The following is a 17,497-nucleotide window of genomic DNA, read 5'->3' as shown; positions in this document are numbered from 1 at the left end:
CAGCAAAGAATTATTTATAGAGGGAATTATGAAGGAATTAATACAGGCTATAACCACGAACCCGGATGAATTTATCCGCCTACTTTCAGAAAATCCCCAAGGCTTTTCCCTGGAGTATGCTACCTATTTAGATGAACTCGATCCCCTAAAAAGTACCCAAGAATTATTTGCTTATGCGGACTTGATTCCCTTTGCCGGCCATTCTTTAGGACCAGTATTTAAACCTGCTGTTGAGGAAATAAAACGTATTCATCAATTGCAGGTAACGCAATTACATGAAGGGCATTTTTCTGAAACAAAAGATGCAAGTGGAAATTGGTTTGACTGTGACATTGAGCAAGATGCTATTTTGGCCATGCAAGACATGTTAGGTTTTGCAAAGCCTAATGAGTTTCTTTATACACAAGAGGGCTTATCAGCTAACCTCGGTCGTTTGCTCGATACATTTTACCGACCAACATTAATTGATTGGCAGACAGGAAAAACCGCAATTTGTCATTTAGGAAAGGAGTTTTTTTCGGATCAGGCGATTATTGAATCCGTTTTAAAAAGAGGAATCCAACAGGCGAAAAATTTTGGTGTATTTGCCCAATCCACATCCATCCCAAATGCAGAACAACTTAGTTTAAAAATTCAACCTAATGAAAAGGGCCTTTATTCTGAAGAGGCAATAATCGCTTTTATTAAAGAACATGTCGAACAAATTCAAATTATTCATTTATCAGATGTGGTTTTTAGTACAGGCCAACGCCTTAATCTAAAGCATATCTTCACTGAATTAAAAGAACTGCTTGAGCAACATCAGATTATTGTGGGTTTGGATTTAGCCCATACCGGTGGAAATAGAACATTAATATTACGCGAATTGCCCATTACTTATGCTGTAGGATGTAGCTATAAGCACATCTGCGGTTCTGCAGGTAGCGGTTTTGGTATTTATGTGAGTAATGCAACGGACTTAGAAAAGTATCCGCCTATTCAAGGATGGAAAGCTGCTGCTTCAGAAAAAGTTTTTAGTGTGATTGATGGCTATGATGCCCAAATTATGATGTCAGAAGGAGCATGGGCCTTTCGTTGCAGTAATCCTTCTCCCGTCGATCTTGCCCCTGTAAAAACTTACATCAAGACAATGAGTCAAATTGGCTGGGATAAGCTTTATGCTAAATCAGAATGCCTAACTCGTTATATGTACTTGGTGTTGCAACAGCATATGGGAGAGAATATCGAGTGGATTACTCCTGAAGCGCCTTCACAGCGTGGTGCTATGCTCGTATTTCGCCTGCGTGGCATTAATGACGTGAGGCAGGTAGAAACTTTACTAAAGCAAGAAAGTGGTTTAGGGAGGTTTGAAGTAGATGTGCGTCCGCCCAATAATATCCGCGTCACAGCACACTATGGTTACACCCGATTTTCAGATATATATAAAATGGTTCTACGTTTAGAACAAGTGGTAAATTTATTACTTGAGCAAAAAGAGCAAGCAACATCAAGGCAACAAGGAAGTGGCTTTTTTGATAGGCCAGCAAGTCCTCGTCAAATAAAAGCGGATGTGTCTACGCACGATGCAAGCTTGACGATCAACTAGCTTTTACAAGGATGGAGAGCGGCTTTATGCTAATTAAAAATACGTATGTGTATCACTCTGTAGGAATTAAGGAATTAAAGCATGTTCTAATTACTGATGAGGGAGAGCAAATAGCATTTCCTATCGATACGGACATAACTCAGATTCAAGAAACAGATATTATCGATGCGAGGGGCGAGTACTTCTTAATGCCTGGGATGCTTGACTCACATGTGCATGGCCAAGGCGGCATTGATTTTGCTGATTTAGATGATGAGGTAGAGGAAGAGCAATTAGAACATATCGTTAAGGCGCTAGGAGCAACTGGCCTTTCATATGCCTTGGCCACTTTGGTATCGATGCCTATTGCTTCTTTAAAAAAAGCATTGGTAAAAATTAATGGATTTGTGCAAAAGCAGGAACAAAATCCGACTCCCGGTTGCACACAAATTTTAGGGGTACATCTAGAGGGCCCTTTTATCTCAAAACAATGCAAGGGAGCCCATGCTGAAGAGGTGCTGCAAGAGAGCATTTCTATGAGCCTATTTAGAGAGATTATTGATGTGGCTCCAAATATTACACACTGGAAGATAACTCTTGCACCTGATTTGCCCGGTGCTGAAGAATTTATTAAACAAAGTAAGACGCTGGAGCAACAAGGTATTTTTGTAAAGGTTTTTCTTGGACATTGTAATCCAGAAAATAGGGACGCGATTGAACGTGCCATTGATGCGGGAGCTTGTGGATTTACTCATCTAGGTAATGCATGTCAAGAGTCGTGTAGCAGAGATCCTCGCGAACTTAGTGTGCATGATGTAAAAAGCAATTTAGTACAATGGGTACTTAACAATCCCGAACGCTGTCCACCAGGCGTAGAGCTAATTACAGACGGAGTACATTTATCCAATTCTTTTATTTCGCTGATTCATAGTACGATTCAAAATAAGATTATTCTGGTAACCGATGCTTTAGGCCCGGCGGGGTGCAAGAATGGATTATATAAACTAGGCTCACTGGATATTTGCCAAGAGCAGGCGAGTTTTTATTTGACCAATGGTACAGGGGATTTTCTGATGAAAGAGGGAATTCTGCCGACTGGTGAAAAAGGTTTAGTAAAAATACTTGCAGGTAGTGCGGCGTCCTTATCTCTTTGTGTGCAAAAATATTTTGCAGCGATTCCTCAGGCAACTTTAGAACAGAAGATGGATTTTTTATATACGGCACTTATTACTAATCCCAGGATGGCTTCTTTATCGAAGAGGGCCATAGAAAACTTATCCGACCGTACGAACTTTTCCCTTTTTAATAATAAAGGACAACTTATTTTAAGTTCATGCCATGGCCAAGTCATTGAGCATCTTCAATTTCGCTCGACAGCAGGATTACATCAATTTGGATTCTTAGCCTCGGTACTTACGGGAGAGAGTAAAGACGATGGGAAAAATAATGCATATCGCTTGAAGTAGACAATGAATGATTGATCTATACTCATTAATAATAATGGCAAGCAGGGAAAAAAATGAGTCAAAATAAATTAGATAATCAACAGTTAATTTTTTTTCAAAATTTAGTTCCTGGAACGCAAAACTCTCCTTTTATTGATCGCTATAAGGATACTTACTTAAAGGATGAACCGCCTAATAGTGAGCGAAAACTTTTTTTAAATGCTTTTCCCCCAGTTTTATCGTTTTATGAAAAACAAAAAAAAGAGTTCTATGATAAAGAGGCAGAAAATTGCACGCAATTTTGTTGTGGTGCCATGGGGGTGTCTAACAGCATCGATGGTTCAGTGAGTTTTAAAAATCTTGATAAATATATGTTTTCTTCTGGCTCAGGTACTCTTTATGAGGGAAGTGCAAATAACATTAAATCTCAGATTCAAAATGATATTCAACAAAGTGGGTTTGGCAGTAAACAGCAAAATGATTTAATCGCGGGTTTACAACAATTTAATTCTGCCATTTCGGAGAGAACACAACGTATAGGTTTGGAATCTCCACTGAGCGAGATGACTGGTCCGGATGATAGCCCATTTAATCCTTTCAAAACATCGCCCACTCCGCCAAAAGAATAAAGTCAAACAGGGGTAAAAGCAAAAGTAGGCTGGGCTATTATTAGCCCAGCAATTCTAGCCGTCGAGCTTGTAACAGGCCTTACGGATAGATTAGTTCACTGACATTCTCCTGTATTCACTCTGTTGCTCATCAGCCTGACATGCATCAACCCAAGTTGATAATAGTCGAGTAACAAAGGCAAAACTTTCTACTAGAGCATTAATTGGAGTCATAACGGCAAGCCCCAAAGATAAGCTAAAGTTTATGCCTAGATTACGAGCATTTTGCAAAGCATGTCTTGGTTTACATATAGCTATATTAGTAAGTAAATCAATTGCTTCAGTGACAGCCTTCACTGCGCGCACTAATGAATCAAAGCTGGTTTCAAATGTAATTGCAACAGGAGAAAAAAACTGACCTATAAGCGCTGTTGCATCTTTATATGGAGCGAAGAATCGTGGACTTTGGAAATAAGCTCTTGAGGGAAGGGTCGTTGGGTGCTTATCAATTTCTTTAGAAAACTTGTCGCTCAATCCGCGTTCGCTTAAAGTTTCAAGAGGCTCTTGCCCAACAAACCATGAGGCCATGAGTCGAGTAAGTAGTTCAATTGATTTAGTTAAGGCATGAATTGGAGCCATAACCGCCAGGCAAAGTCCTAGGGTAATGCAACTACTTACATCTTCGAGTGCATCTAACATATAACCCGGCTTTAAAATTAATAAATTCCCTACAGCACGCATGACAGCCCATACCGCACGAGCCGCGTAAGCGCAGGTTGCCAAACCATTGACCAATGGTAGTCCCCCTGAAATAACAACATGGCACCAAAATTCTGCGCTGTTTTCAAAGGGCGCGGTAAATCGTTCAGCAGAAAGATAATTGCTATCAGGTAAATAACCATCTTTAGTTAATTGATTCAATTCATTACTGTAGTTCATAAGGCCTCTGATATGAATATTTTAGAAGCCAGGAGTATAACAAAATTCCAAATCTGGTCAATATTAATTCATTTTGTAGTTATGAATATTTAGAAAATGATCTTCAGGTATGTAAGGGATAATCGGTCCTGCGCTACATTCCTACGTCTCCCAGGCATGCTGCAAGACGTAGGAGATAGCTAAAGCTTATATTTAGCCTCAACATTAATTTAATACTTTAATGGCAAAGGGTTGTAAATTCTTATTGGTTTTTAAAAACTTATGAACCTCATTGACTCCTTTAATGGTTGCCGATGAATAAATGCCAGTAGTACAGGTTTTATCATTATATGTATCGGTTACAATAATATAATCCCCTTTATTTTTGACAACGGAGCAAAGACAGGCTGCTTTGTCTGGGGACTTAGGGTCAATTTTGCAGGGGCTATCTAAGCACCAAGCCCAAGGCCTATTATTTTTACAAATCGCATAGGATTTAATAGGATAATAACGTGATCTTATCGCTGAGCCATGGGTGTTTTTTTCTAAGCTTGCGCAGGATTCTGTACCAGCCGAATACCCCTGCTGAACGCTACAATGACAAGAAACCCAATCTTTTTTTCCTGGTATTGGATCACACAAGGCGGTAGTACATAAAGCAAATTTACTTTTGCATACAGTAAAATTAGAGTTTTTGGCGCTGGCAGAGCAACTAATTAGCAATAATAGGATACAGATTAGACCTTTTTTCATGACAAATATCCTTATTAAACTGTAAATTTCCAATAGAGAAAACATCTAAGGCAAGACATTTTAACTTTGGTTCTCTCTTGGGATTTTGTCAAGCGGGCAAATAGTGGTTTATTCTTGGGGGTAAAGGGAAAGATATGCCACGTCCTTGTGGCGCCGCCTCGCGTCCCTGAAGCGTTGATACTCCCTGTGCCGACATCCATTGTCTCTTCTTACTCTTTAAGTTTAGAACACGCAGGTTAAAAAAGCATCATAAAATATGCTTAAATTTGTGTAAGATATTTCTCAAGTTGATGAGAAAATTTTAACCTCGCCCTTGGTAGGGGTTTCAAAGTAACTTGAACTTCTTGATTCGGTTCAATTTTAGGGCCGTAAATAAATATCATCGAACTAAATAAGAGAGCATTACATAAAATTAAATTGCCGCCACGCCTCATATAAAACAACAGCTACTGCATTTGAAAGATTCAAACTACGATTATTCTCTCGCATGGGAATGTAAAGTGACTGGTATTGCTCCCTTATTTCTTGTGGTAAGCCTTGGGATTCAGGACCAAATAAAAGCATATCATCTGCGGTATATCGAACACTGGTATAGCATGTGCTTGCACGAGCACTAAAGGTATAAATAGTATTGTGTTGATGTTGCCGAATAAAAGCCGCCCAATCTTCATATTGAGTAATAGAGGCCCATTCATGATAATCTAAGCCTGCCCGCCTTAAGGCTTTTTCTTCCAGGGAGAACCCAAGCGGATGAATTAAATGCAATTTTGCACCCGTATTGGCGCATAAGCGAATAATATTTCCGGTGTTCGGAGGGATTTCGGGTTGATAAAGAACAATATGAAACATAAATCTTATAGGGTCTAATAATTGAAAGCATAAATAATAAATGCTCATGTTTAGATTAAGCAAATGCTTTCTAAACTAATGTCCATTCCAGCTGGTTTTTAGGTTTTTTTATACTTTTTAGGTCACCACACTAAAACATCATCTATTTTTCACTAAGTGAGGTTTAAATAAGATTTCGGCTAACTAAAAAATCATGAGCTACTTTTTGCGGCGGGATTTTTTTAACATCTATTAGATAATTTAAATGTTGCATGGTTTTATTGTCTAGGGTACCTAATAATGGAGCTAATACCAATAAAACTTGAGGATTGTTCTTCAGAATGCTGTTACGAATTATAGGAGCCGCATCATAGGGTGGGTAAAAATGCTTATCATCATTTAAGATACTTAGCTGGAATTCGGATATTTTTCCATCGGTTGTATAGGCTTCAATTGCTTGCACAGCATCGTTTTTAATCGCTTGATAAACTAGGTTAGGTTGCATTTGGACGATTTTCTGAAAATGAAAATTATAAGTTCGTGTAAGGCCTGGCAACCCATCCGAACGTTTTAAGAACTCAGCAGGGACGGCAAGCTTAAGCGTGTTGGCTATTCGGCTTAAGTCGCTTAAATTGCGCAACTGATATTGTTGCGCCAGTTCTTTTTTAACGGCTAAGGTTTCAGAGTTTTCAAATCCAAAAGGTGGTAGCCAAATAAGATCGTAATTTTTTTTGTAAACTGAGCTGATGTAATTATAAAGTTGCTGGGAGTTGAGCGGCTCATTTTTTTTAAGCACAACATGATATGCTGTTCCTGTATATTCTGGGTAAAGGTCAATTTGGCCTGCTAATAATGCATTATGTAAGATCGCGGTGGTTCCCAGATTAAATTTTTTAACTACATGCAAATCAGTTTTTGCCTCTAGTATTTCAGCCATTAAATGACCTAAGAGGTATTGTTCGGTAAAATCTTTAGAACCTATAATCAGAACATTTTTGGGGAGGCACGAAGAGATTAGCGGTTGTGCTGCCATAAAAAACAGTATTCCCATAATGAGGCTGACTAAAATGAGTTTCGTTTTTTTAAAGCATAGTGTTAAGCGACGTCTGCCTGATAGTAATACGCTCAAGGTTCCGATGACATAATCGACACTTAAGGCAAGTAAGGCTACCGGGATTGCACCTAATAAAATCAGTGTAGGATCATTTAACGATAAGCCCTGGGTAATAAAATCGCCTAAGCCACCAGCACCGATAAACGCTGCAATGGTGGTAATCCCTATTACCATTGCCATTGAGGTGCGAATGCCGGTCATAATTACTGGAAGGGCGAGGGGGAGTTCAATCAGGTATAAGCGCTGCCAACGGGTAAAACCCATGCTATCTGCAACATGCAGATAGTTGGCTGGAACTTCTTTTAAGCCGGTATACGTAGTGCTGGTAATCGGTAATAATGCATAGATAATCAGCACAATTAATGTAGGGGTTAATCCGATTCCTACAAAGGGGATCAAAAATCCTAATAAGGCGATACTAGGTATGGTTTGGGATATATTTGTTAAAGTAAGGATTGGGGTTCTTAGTTTTGGCAAATGATTAATTAACAGCCCTAGGCTTATGCCAATGCCAGTTGCTAGAAGCAAGGCTGAAAGCGATATGGAGACATGCTCAATTAATTTTGTGTATAGCTCAGGTAAATGTGTTTTTATTAGATCCCAATAATTATCCATATTTTGTTTTATTCAGTAATTGCTTCACAAAATCAGTAGCAGGTTGAGCGAATACATCTTCTTTGGAGCCAATTTGTTCCAAGTGACCTTGATGCATAATGGCAATTCTATCGGCCAAACGAAAAGCTTCATTAATATCATGAGTGACAAAAATAATAGTCTTATTAATTTTTTCCTTTAAGCTGATGACTTCGTTTTGTAAGGCTTCACGGGTGATCGCATCCAGGGCGGCAAAAGGTTCATCCATGAGTATGTAGTTAGGATTCGTAGCTAAGGCTCGAGCTACGCCAACTCGTTGTTGTTCGCCACCGGATAGCTCATCAGGATAGCGATTCACATAGTGTGATGGTTCCAAATTCACTAACTCTAATAATTGATTAACACGACTAATTCGTTTTCTTTTTTTGATTCTCATTAAGCGCATGAGAACGGCTACGTTTTGAGCTACAGTCATATGAGGAAATAAGCCTGTATGCTGGAATACAAATCCCATTGAGCGTCGTAATTGGGTTTGAGGATATTCGCTGATTAATTTCCCATCAATTTCTATGCTACCAGAGCTTGGGGCCAAGGTATTATTAATTAATTGCAGTAATGTGGACTTTCCACTACCTGAAGAACCTAAAAGCACTAATGTTTCACCGTCAGCAATCGATAGGCTAACGTTTTTAACTGCGTAAGATACATTGCCATCAAATGATTTGTGAACATCACGTAGTGTAATCATTACTAGTTGAGATTTCCTTCCAAGATTATCTGCATAATAATACCTATTCAAATGAATTGTAAATGGCATGTAAATTTAATGCTCACTGTTATGGCCTGAATGCTGGCTTGTCTTTGAAGGGAGTTGGAGCGTTTGCACTATTATTAGATAAGGATGTTCATAAAAAAAGCTATGATTAAATTTAGCTTCACTATCAATGACTGGATGCAAAACCTGTAGCCTTAATGCAAGGCTACAGAGGCTTTTGATAAGGTCAATCTAGCTCTTATCTATGCCAGGTGTTACCACGCTTCACGACTTTACAATTACCGTGGTAGCAGGTTTTATGAACCGAGGTATGATGGCATGTGTTGCCTACACATTTAGTCTGATTTCTATTAGTGACCCAAGCTGCAAAGCTGGTAGAGGTAAAACTGATAATAGCTAAGCCTAATACAACTTTTTTCATATGGGACATAGAATCACTCCTTTTTTAAGTTGTTATATCCTCAAAGTGAGTATAGTTGAACTTCGTCTTTTTGCTATTTTATGAACAATAAGTTCGTTTTTTGAGAAGCTCATCATCCCGAGCACCTGCGAGGGAGCTCCTGAATGACGTATCTAAATTAAGCTTCCTGGAATTAGGAAGCTTAATTTAGCCTATAGACTGATTAAAACAAGCTCTCTTCGACAGGCGCCATTTGTCCCTGATCATTACTGGCGTTATAAATCGGAGTTGGATCTTCTTCGGCAGGAATTTCCTTCTGCCGGAAAAACTCAATGATACCGTTGGGTTGGTTCGGTCTTGCCAGTAAACCACTACTTGGGTCAATGCGAACGGCAACCACATCTTCCGGTTGCTTCATATCATGTTCAGGCTTACCTTTTAAAGCGACCTTCATAAAATCAATCCACAAGGGTAGGGCAAGATTTGCGGCATATTCATGCAAAGATTTAGGGTTATCAAAACCTATCCACGAAGTAACGACTAAATCACCATTAAAGCCAGCAAACCAGGCATCAACTTGATCGTTGGTGGTACCTGTTTTACCCGCAATATCTTGGCGATTAAGTACTCTTGCTGCTCGCGCTGTACCATGTTGAATGACATCTTTTAGGGCGGAAGTCATTAGATAGGCAATGTCGCCAGGAATTACTCTTGGTGCTAAGGCCGAATGATCAACACTCGGGTCACAGTGAGTGCAGGCAACGGAAGGTTTCGCTTGCAGGAGAATTTTACCATCCTTATCGGTGATGCGATCGATAAGATAAGGCTCTACCTTATAACCACCGTTTGCAAATACCGCATAGGCGGCCGTTAAATCCATAGGACTAATTGATAAACTTCCTAAGGCAAGAGATAAACCTCTTGGTAAAGTTTTCTTGTTAAAACCAAAACGCGCTAAGAAGTCGATGGTGTAATTAATGCCAATATCATCCAAAATACGAATGGATACCAAGTTTTTCGACTGAACTAAGGCTTGCTTTAAGCGTGTGGGTCCATTGAATTTTAAATTAACATTATGAGGGCGCCATAAATTAGGCTGACTTGGATCATCAACAACGATGGGGGCATCGTTAATTAAGGTAGCCAAGCTATAACCATTATTTAATGCCGCTGCATAGACAAAAGGCTTAAAGCTGGAGCCAGGTTGTCTGCTTGATTGAGTAGCCCGGTTAAATTTACTCTTTTGGAAGTTAAATCCGCCAACTAATACTTCAATGGCACCATTATTAGGGTTTAACGCTACCATGGCTGATTCAGCTTCCGGTATTTGCGCTAATTCCCAATGTTCTTTAGTGGAATGCACATAAACTATGTCACCAACAGCAACAATTTGCATAGCTTTAGTGGGCGCCTTACCCATCCAGCCACTTTTAAGTGCGGGTCTGGCCCAAGATAAACCTGACCAAGGGATAATCACTGTATGGCCATTTTGTAAAGTAACGGTTGCTGCACGGTCATGAACTTCTGTAACTACTGCGGGAACTAAATGATTAAGGGCAGGGTATTTTTCCAAATTCTTTTGGATTGCACGTAATGATTTGCTGTCTTGCTCACCAATGGTGGCAATTGGGCCGCGGTAGCCATGACGATGATCATAGGCAATTAAATTCTTTTCGACGACTTGGTTTGCCGTATTTTGCAGATTACCGTCAATGGTGGTATATACCTTATATCCTTTAGTGTAGGCGTCAGGGCCAAAATTATCGACTAATGATTGGCGAATCATTTCACCAACATAGGGCGCGCTGACTTTAATGTCTGTGCCATGATATTTTGCAGTGATTGGTTGATTAATCGCATTTTGGTATTGCTCTTCCGTAATATACTTTTCTTCCAGAAGGCGTTCTAATACGTGGTCCCGGCGCTTTTTAGCGGCGAGTGGATTGGCAATAGGATTTTGCGTTGAAGGTGCCTGGGGGAGTCCGGCAAGCATTGCCAGCTCAGCTAAATTAAGCTCTTTTAAGGGCTTACCATAATAAACCATAGCGGCTGCACCAACGCCATAGGCACGGTTACCTAAATAAATACGATTTAGGTAAAGCTCTAGGATTTTTTCCTTGCTTAGTTCGCGGTCTATTTTAATAGCCAACATGATTTCATTAAATTTACGTAAAAATGTTTTTTTACGTGATAAGAAAAAGTTCCGCGCTACCTGCATGGTGATGGTACTACCACCTTGAGACTTAGTTCCGGTACGGACCATACGCACTGCAGCACGCCCCAACCCCATAATGTCTACGCCTGGATGTTCAAAAAAGCGTTGATCTTCGGTTGCCACAAGAGCATGGATTAAAGTTTGGGGTATTTCATCATAAGTTACGGGAATACGTTTTTTCTCACCGTATTCTTGAATCAATAAGCCTTCCTTACTGAAAATCTGCAAAGGAACTTGCAATTGCACTGTTTTTAATGAGTCTACATTGGGGAGCTGGCTTTCTAGGTAGAGGTACACCAGGCTTCCTGCAGCTAATAAAAGGAAAAACAAGCTCATTAATGCCCATAGACCTTTACGCCAGAAATATGCCATTTTTTTCATAGAGTCAAGTTGTTAAATGAAATTAGGCGCGTATTATACCGTGATTCCTCACAAGATTGCGAGTTTTGTACAAAAAAGAGCAGAATTTGGTAATTAAATTTGATTTTGCTGAGAGCTTGTGGCCCGCATTAGCACAGTGTAATACGGGATTTGAGGTCAAACATTTCGTATTCGACTTTGTCTAATACGGCTCCACCATGCTAAATTAAATATCCAATGATGATGTTGATGTATTATTCGCAGTGCCAGGCTGTTTAGAATCTGGGTTTACTGCATGTTGAAAGTTTTGATAAAATAGAAACTGAGAAGGCCTTACATAAAATGGAGGAACAATGCCCGAGGTAAACGGTTGCCTTCCCTTTTCTTCTTTGAGTGTTTTTACTTCCAGCTGCAATCGTTGAATTTCTGTTTCTTGCTCAGAAATTTTAACTTTGGACTCTTGTAATGAATCTTCTGCTTCTTTTAGTTTGCCCTCTAATATCTTACGTGCTTGGGCTTCGGCCTCGATTTTTCGTTGCAGTTCATTAGTACTATTTTGTAACTCCAGCAATTTTTCTTCTTTTTCTTGAAGCTTTTTTTCTAAAAGCGCCAACTCATGTTCAAAACGAGTACGTTCTTGGCCATGTTGTTCTTTCAGTTCTAGAATTGTTGTTTGTAATTCTCGGTGACGAGCAGCCATAAGTGCGTGTTGATGACCTTCGCAGATGTGCTCTGCGACCATTCTGATCTCGCTCGAAGTAGATAGCTCTGTAAGATTAAATCTATCTAAGAGTTCGACTTTAACAAGATCCCCTGAGTTACACAAAGGAGAGCTTTTTAGCATCCCAAACATATTGCTAACACCTACTGAGTCAATCATGCCATGTAGGCCTAATTTAGTTACAATGGGATCATTGAATTTTTTAATACGTGCTTCATATACAGAAGTTTTTTGCGTGTTTAATAAACCTTTAAAGTCCGTAAGCAACATGGCTATTTTGTTCTTGTATTCATTAAATTCGCTATTTGTTGACTCATCATCTGATTCTTGAAATGGAGTTGTTCGGAGCGATACTTCTTTAAGTATTTTTATTTCATCTTTGATAAATGTGAGCAAATCAATGCGCTTAAAGTCTGCATATTGTTTGGTACATTCCACATTGAGGCGTGCAAATTCCTGGTCAAAATCTTCTGATTGCAACAGCTTCATTGCGTATTCCCGAGCGGCTTTTTTCATTGCTGCAGGTTCATTTTCTTTAATACAGACATTGATTTTTTGGCTGTCGTGATAACGAATTAAAATTGTCGCAAGTGATATAATTAAATCATTTAGTGAGTGTGCCATATAACTCTTCCTCCATAAAACAAATGTGAAATTCCATGCCAGATTGATTCTTCACTATATTAAATGTTTTCTGGGAGTTCAAGACGTTTGTAGGAGGTAAAAAAAAATATTCAATTTGTTATAAAGTTACGTTACTATTCGCGGCTGGATTAATGGAGTTTTTGTGATGCATAGGCTACTCAATGGAATACGAGGCCTGCATAACATGGTTCAACCTAAGCGTAATTCAATTATAGGAATAGACATATCCTCAACAGCGGTAGCTATATTGGCGCTGTCCGAGAAAGATAAGGTACTGTGCGTCGACTGCTATGGACGCGAGTTCTTATCGCCTAATGCTTTGGGAACCATTGATGCAGTCCCTAATACGATAAAAAAATTACTACATCAGGTACACCCTCAGTACAAGCGGGTCGCTGTGGCGCTTCCTGATGCGGTGGTTATTACTAAAATTATTCAGGTCAATGCTTATTTAAATGAGGTCGAAATTGAGGAGTACGTTTACCTCGAAGCGAGTAAACATATTCCTTATCCTCTAAATGAAATTTACTTTGATTTTACCATAATGGGGGCCTCGACAAAAAATTCTTCCCTGGTTGATGTGCTCATTGTGGCCTCGCGGGCTGAACAGGTAACCAGCCTGGTTGCCTTAGTAAACAAGGCGGGTTTGGATGTCCACATTGTTGATGTTGCCTCTTATGCAGTGGCCCGAGCAATACAACACCTAAGTGTGGATTTGCCTGTAGAAAGCCGTGATAAAACAATAGCGCTTATTCAGCTTAATACACAAGGTATCAACTTGTTTGTAATGCAGAAAATGGAATTAATCTATTTTAGGGAAACGCCATTGAGTGCTGCTCAATTACCTACAGCATTTGCATCTCTTAAAGAATATCTTTTAATCCAGATAAAACACGTGCTGCACTTTTTCTGTTCGCTTAGTCCCGAGCATAATGTGACGCATATTGTATTAGCGGGTGATTTAGCGCAGGTACCCGGTTTGGCAGGAATAATTCAGGAACAAATTCGAGTGACTATATCGATTGCGAATCCATTTTCTCACATGGTGTGTGGAGAGGCCGTTGATAGGAGTGCACTTCATCAGGACGCTCCAGAACTGATGATTGCCTGTGGATTAGCCTTAAGGAATATAGCCTGACATCATGGTCCAAATTAACTTATTGCCTTGGCGTGAACTTAAACGCCAACAAGAAAAACGGGTATTTATCAGGCGTTTAGGCCTGGGCAGTGCCTTCGCTTTATTAACAATAGGTTCAATTAATTATCATGTATTAAATTTAATAAATAATCAGCAAATTAGAAATCAAAAGCTGCAACAAGAGCTTACTCTTTATGAGCGAACCATAAAAGAAGCAAAAATTTTGCAAAAGACAGAAATTCGGCTTTTGTCACAAATTTCTACCATGCATAACTTACTTGCACGGCGAACGCTACTTGTTCATTTATTTGATGAGCTAACTTGGGTTGTTCCATCAGGCATTTATTTGAGTAAAGTAGAAAGCAAGGGCAATGTGATTTTTCTCTCAGGCTATGCACAGTCTAATGCCGATGTTTCTTGGATTTTGCAAAATATGGAGCATAGCGAATGGATAAAACAACCAATTCTTCACATGGTGAAACAGGTAGAAGATAAGCAAAATACGCTAATCAATTATTTTAAATTAACCTTTATTCTTGGACCGAAGCATCCAATTGGAACACCATCATGAGCAGTATTTCTTTTCATGAATTAACTTTAGAGTCAATGGGGCAGTGGCCCAAAATACTTAAAGTAAGTCTGCTTTTGGGCTTCAACAGCTTTATTATAGTTTTAGGTTATTGGCTGATACTCCATGGCAACCTCACTCATTATGCGGACTTACAAGCTCAAGAGCTTACATTAAAAGCCGATTTTGAAACAAGGCAACGTCAGGTGGTTGATATGAATACTTACCGACATCAGTTACAACTGTTGCAGGAGCAATTTAGCGATATGCTTAAGTACTTGCCTGCAGAAAATGAACCCTATGGATTATTAGAGGAAATTTCTAAAACCCGTATCGCTTCTGGTCTTAAATTTATCTTATTTGCCCCTCAGCCTGAAGAGACACATGGGTTTTATATCCTACAGCCAATAAAAATGTCTATTGAAGGAGATTATTTTCAATTAGCGTCCTTTCTAAGTCGAATAGCAACCATGGAGCGTCTTATTACCTTCCATGATTTTAGTATTAAAGGGGAGCTGTCACATTGCCATCAACCACACTGCGAAGATGTATTGGTGATGAATGTCACGGCTAAAATATACCGCTACCGTATTCATAAATGAACCATAAACTGCACATTCCATTGGGTTTATTTTTTTTATTATTGGCAGGCTGCTCCAATGATAATCAAGATTTAGCCTCATATATTCAGCAAGTAAAGCATCAAAAACCAAGGGACATACCTACAAATCCTCTTTTAGAGCCAGAACCTCTGTTTAAATTTCCTGGGGCAATGAAACAGCGTAATCCATTTAAACCTACGGGCTTGCAAAAATTAAACCCACTGCCTGGAAAAAGATGTTTAGAAGCGCATCCTTTGCATTCATTAAAATTGGTGGGTGTTTTAATCCAAGGAACCCGCCGTTGGGGGTTAATTGCCGGGCCTGATAGGGCAATTACCCAAGTGCGCGTTGGTGATTATTTAGGAAATAATGCTGGGCGCATTTTAACCATTACTATAGATGAAATTAGTTTGGAAGAGAGTATTAAAAGGGACGATGGAGTTTGGCAAAAGCATAAAACTACGCTCAAGCTGCATACAAAAAAATGGGAGTGACGGTGCAAAAAATCATTATATTCATTAGCTTAATCACGGCTTGCTTTACGAAGGTATGTGCTCAAAATAGTGTTTATCCTTCCAGATTAATTACCGTGCCTGGACTATCTCAAAAACAGGAGACTAAGAAAATCCGCATTGCGGGTAAACACATCTCTCTTAATTTCCAGAACATTAGCGTTCGTGCTGTATTGCAGATAATCGCGGAGTTTACCCATTTGAATATTGTGGTAAGCAAGCGAGTCCATGGAACCATTACACTGAGTTTAAATGATATTCCTTGGGAGCAAGCCTTGGATATTATTTTAACGACTCATGGTTTGGTGAGGCATAGAGTAAATAATGTTATTTTCATTGATACTAAAGCCTCGGCGAATAAATTTGGACCACCTCATGTAAAAGGCCGACAACATACAGCACTTGTACGCTCCGAACTGGTGCAAATTAATTATGCCAAGGCGGCTGATATTGTTGCTTTGGTGAAAGACAGCCAAAACTCTGTACTTTCTGAGCAGGGAAAGATTAGTGCAGACATTCGCACTAACTCCATTTGGATTCAAGATCGCAGCGATAAGATTGTGGAGGTTCGTACTTTAGTGAGGCAGCTGGATGTGCCAGTCAAACAAGTTTTAATTGAAGCACGTATTGTTGAAGTATCAAAGGACTTTTCTCGTGATTTAGGGATTCGTTGGGGTGTTTCCAAACCAGGTAGGCTCAGTGGTACATTAGCCGGGGTGAAGCAAATGGAGCAGGGCATCCCTCCTGCGGATGTTAACCCCTATTCGCAACGATTAAATTTAGATTTGGTTGCCTTGCCCATTGCGGGAATGAATCCGGCTTCTATCGGAATTGCTCTAGCAAAGCTAAGTGATAACATTTTACTTGATTTGGAGCTTTCCGCTTTGGAAAGCGAGGGGCGCGCCGAATTAATTTCTAGCCCTAGGTTGATTACAACTAACCAGCAACCAGCTGTTATCAACTCAGGACAAGAAATTCCGTATCAGGAGGCTATGCCTAGTGGCGCCACCTCAGTTTCATTTAAAAAAGCAGTCTTAAGTTTAAAAGTTACGCCACAAATTACTCCAGACAGTAAGATTTTGATGGAATTAAAAATTAATCAAGATACCGCCTCAACGCAACTATTTAATGGCGTTCCTGCTATACTTACAAAGGAAATTAAGACAAATGTGCTAGTAAGTAATGGTCAAACTATTGTGCTGGGTGGTATTTATCAACAGGACAAGAGTAAGACAATCACGAGAATACCTTTTTTAGGGCAGCTGCCTGTGGTTGGGAATTTATTTCGAAATACGCAAGTCTCATTAAAAAATGATGAGTTGCTTATTTTTATTACGCCGAAAATAATAAATTATTTGGCTAGTACTTCCCCTAAAAAGTAGGCCAATAATTTGTAATTCCTCTACAGGCAGCCCTGTAAGTTGGGTTTCGACCCAACCTACAATTTATAAAAGGCAGTGTGACCTTGTAGGGTTGATCTTGTTGGGAGTAATGGTGATAGGGCTACAGTTGTAAATTAGGCGCAAAATCGATATAAAAAGTAGTATTATTTGTTATATCCGACTCATATTAAATAATTTTATGGGTTTTTGTCCTGTATTTGTGTAGAATATTGAACGTGGTTTTAGGAATAGTTGATAAATCTCCTACAAATAGCACAGTTAATGACTGCGGATAGTAGAATTTATTGTTATAATAACATGTTTAATTTATGACATCACAGTTGAACGAGGTATG

General features: G+C 39.4%; 14 protein-coding genes and 1 pseudogene. 8 read left to right on the top strand and 7 right to left on the bottom strand.

From position 1 onward, the window contains the following. The first annotated feature begins 28 nt into the window (after positions 1 to 28). From BN3124_RS15810 to BN3124_RS15800, 3 genes are read left to right on the top strand one after another with little or no spacing between them, the layout of a single operon-like run. Positions 29 to 1,585 (top strand): kynureninase/PvdN C-terminal domain-containing protein, encoded by a 1,557-nt coding sequence (locus BN3124_RS15810; protein ID WP_058535722.1) that lies wholly within the window; start codon positions 29 to 31, stop codon positions 1,583 to 1,585. Between the two features lie 26 nt (positions 1,586 to 1,611). Next, a complete protein-coding gene (locus BN3124_RS15805) occupies positions 1,612 to 3,030 on the top strand; it encodes an N-acetylglucosamine-6-phosphate deacetylase (protein WP_058535721.1) in 1,419 nt (472 codons plus the stop codon). Positions 3,031 to 3,083: 53 nt separating this feature from the next. Continuing rightward, complete coding sequence (locus BN3124_RS15800) at positions 3,084 to 3,638, top strand: hypothetical protein (RefSeq protein ID WP_058535720.1); 555 nt, start codon at positions 3,084 to 3,086, stop codon at positions 3,636 to 3,638. 90 nt (positions 3,639 to 3,728) lie between these two features. Here the strand turns inward: BN3124_RS15800 and BN3124_RS15795 are convergent, their stop codons facing one another. From BN3124_RS15795 to BN3124_RS15760, 7 genes are all read right to left on the bottom strand, one after another. Beyond that, the gene (locus tag BN3124_RS15795; protein WP_058535719.1) at positions 3,729 to 4,556 is read right to left on the bottom strand and encodes a hypothetical protein; all 828 of its coding nucleotides are present in this window, start codon (positions 4,554 to 4,556) and stop codon (positions 3,729 to 3,731) included. A 204-nt stretch (positions 4,557 to 4,760) separates the two neighbouring features. Then, positions 4,761 to 5,288 carry a hypothetical protein gene (locus BN3124_RS15790; protein ID WP_058535718.1) on the bottom strand — a complete coding sequence of 176 codons (528 nt, stop codon included), beginning with the start codon at positions 5,286 to 5,288 and terminating at the stop codon, positions 4,761 to 4,763. Between the two features lie 402 nt (positions 5,289 to 5,690). Further along, positions 5,691 to 6,137 (bottom strand): tRNA (cytidine(34)-2'-O)-methyltransferase, encoded by a 447-nt coding sequence (locus BN3124_RS15785; RefSeq protein WP_058535924.1) that lies wholly within the window; start codon positions 6,135 to 6,137, stop codon positions 5,691 to 5,693. A 163-nt stretch (positions 6,138 to 6,300) separates the two neighbouring features. After that, positions 6,301 to 7,845, bottom strand: a complete 1,545-nt coding sequence (locus BN3124_RS15780) for a glycine betaine ABC transporter substrate-binding protein (protein ID WP_058535717.1) — start codon at positions 7,843 to 7,845, stop codon at positions 6,301 to 6,303. Beyond that, entirely contained in the window at positions 7,838 to 8,572 is a 735-nt protein-coding gene (locus BN3124_RS15775; protein ID WP_058535716.1) for an ATP-binding cassette domain-containing protein, read from the bottom strand. The genes BN3124_RS15780 and BN3124_RS15775 overlap by 8 nt, the downstream gene beginning before the upstream one ends. A gap of 650 nt (positions 8,573 to 9,222) precedes the next feature. Then, positions 9,223 to 11,595: a penicillin-binding protein 1A gene (locus BN3124_RS15765; RefSeq protein WP_058535714.1), complete on the bottom strand. Its 2,373-nt coding sequence runs from the start codon at positions 11,593 to 11,595 to the stop codon at positions 9,223 to 9,225. A 205-nt stretch (positions 11,596 to 11,800) separates the two neighbouring features. Further along, positions 11,801 to 12,919 (bottom strand): hypothetical protein, encoded by a 1,119-nt coding sequence (locus BN3124_RS15760; protein WP_058535713.1) that lies wholly within the window; start codon positions 12,917 to 12,919, stop codon positions 11,801 to 11,803. A gap of 166 nt (positions 12,920 to 13,085) precedes the next feature. Here BN3124_RS15760 and pilM point away from each other — a divergent pair, with 166 nt between their 5' ends. From pilM to BN3124_RS15735, 5 genes and pseudogenes are all read left to right on the top strand, one after another. Further along, complete coding sequence (gene pilM / locus BN3124_RS15755; RefSeq protein ID WP_058535712.1) at positions 13,086 to 14,078, top strand: type IV pilus assembly protein PilM; 993 nt, start codon at positions 13,086 to 13,088, stop codon at positions 14,076 to 14,078. 4 nt (positions 14,079 to 14,082) lie between these two features. Continuing rightward, complete coding sequence (locus BN3124_RS15750; protein ID WP_058535711.1) at positions 14,083 to 14,649, top strand: PilN domain-containing protein; 567 nt, start codon at positions 14,083 to 14,085, stop codon at positions 14,647 to 14,649. Then, entirely contained in the window at positions 14,646 to 15,248 is a 603-nt protein-coding gene (locus tag BN3124_RS15745) for a type IV pilus inner membrane component PilO (protein WP_058535710.1), read from the top strand. Before BN3124_RS15750 ends, BN3124_RS15745 begins: the two co-directional genes overlap by 4 nt. Further along, entirely contained in the window at positions 15,245 to 15,742 is a 498-nt protein-coding gene (locus BN3124_RS15740) for a pilus assembly protein PilP (protein WP_058535709.1), read from the top strand. The genes BN3124_RS15745 and BN3124_RS15740 overlap by 4 nt, the downstream gene beginning before the upstream one ends. Positions 15,743 to 15,885: 143 nt before the next feature. After that, positions 15,886 to 17,142, top strand: a pseudogene (locus BN3124_RS15735) (type IV pilus secretin PilQ); the annotation flags it as partial. Between the last annotated feature and the right edge of the window lie 355 nt (positions 17,143 to 17,497).

It is taken from the genome of Legionella saoudiensis (assembly GCF_001465875.1).
GTDB lineage: Bacteria > Pseudomonadota > Gammaproteobacteria > Legionellales > Legionellaceae > Legionella > Legionella saoudiensis.
This window is presented reverse-complemented; position numbering and strand designations above follow the sequence as displayed.

Bases quoted from the DNA above. Each gene is read 5' to 3' on its own strand.
- BN3124_RS15810 (WP_058535722.1), top strand. From the start codon at position 29: ATGAAGGAATTAATACAGGCTATAACCACGAACCCGGATGAATTTATC.
- BN3124_RS15805 (WP_058535721.1), top strand. From the start codon at position 1,612: ATGCTAATTAAAAATACGTATGTGTATCACTCTGTAGGAATTAAGGAA.
- BN3124_RS15800 (WP_058535720.1), top strand. From the start codon at position 3,084: ATGAGTCAAAATAAATTAGATAATCAACAGTTAATTTTTTTTCAAAAT.
- BN3124_RS15795 (WP_058535719.1), bottom strand. From the start codon at position 4,556: ATGAACTACAGTAATGAATTGAATCAATTAACTAAAGATGGTTATTTA.
- BN3124_RS15790 (WP_058535718.1), bottom strand. From the start codon at position 5,288: ATGAAAAAAGGTCTAATCTGTATCCTATTATTGCTAATTAGTTGCTCT.
- BN3124_RS15785 (WP_058535924.1), bottom strand. From the start codon at position 6,137: ATGTTTCATATTGTTCTTTATCAACCCGAAATCCCTCCGAACACCGGA.
- BN3124_RS15780 (WP_058535717.1), bottom strand. From the start codon at position 7,845: ATGGATAATTATTGGGATCTAATAAAAACACATTTACCTGAGCTATAC.
- BN3124_RS15775 (WP_058535716.1), bottom strand. From the start codon at position 8,572: ATGATTACACTACGTGATGTTCACAAATCATTTGATGGCAATGTATCT.
- BN3124_RS15765 (WP_058535714.1), bottom strand. From the start codon at position 11,595: ATGAAAAAAATGGCATATTTCTGGCGTAAAGGTCTATGGGCATTAATG.
- BN3124_RS15760 (WP_058535713.1), bottom strand. From the start codon at position 12,919: ATGGCACACTCACTAAATGATTTAATTATATCACTTGCGACAATTTTA.
- pilM (WP_058535712.1), top strand. From the start codon at position 13,086: ATGCATAGGCTACTCAATGGAATACGAGGCCTGCATAACATGGTTCAA.
- BN3124_RS15750 (WP_058535711.1), top strand. From the start codon at position 14,083: ATGGTCCAAATTAACTTATTGCCTTGGCGTGAACTTAAACGCCAACAA.
- BN3124_RS15745 (WP_058535710.1), top strand. From the start codon at position 14,646: ATGAGCAGTATTTCTTTTCATGAATTAACTTTAGAGTCAATGGGGCAG.
- BN3124_RS15740 (WP_058535709.1), top strand. From the start codon at position 15,245: ATGAACCATAAACTGCACATTCCATTGGGTTTATTTTTTTTATTATTG.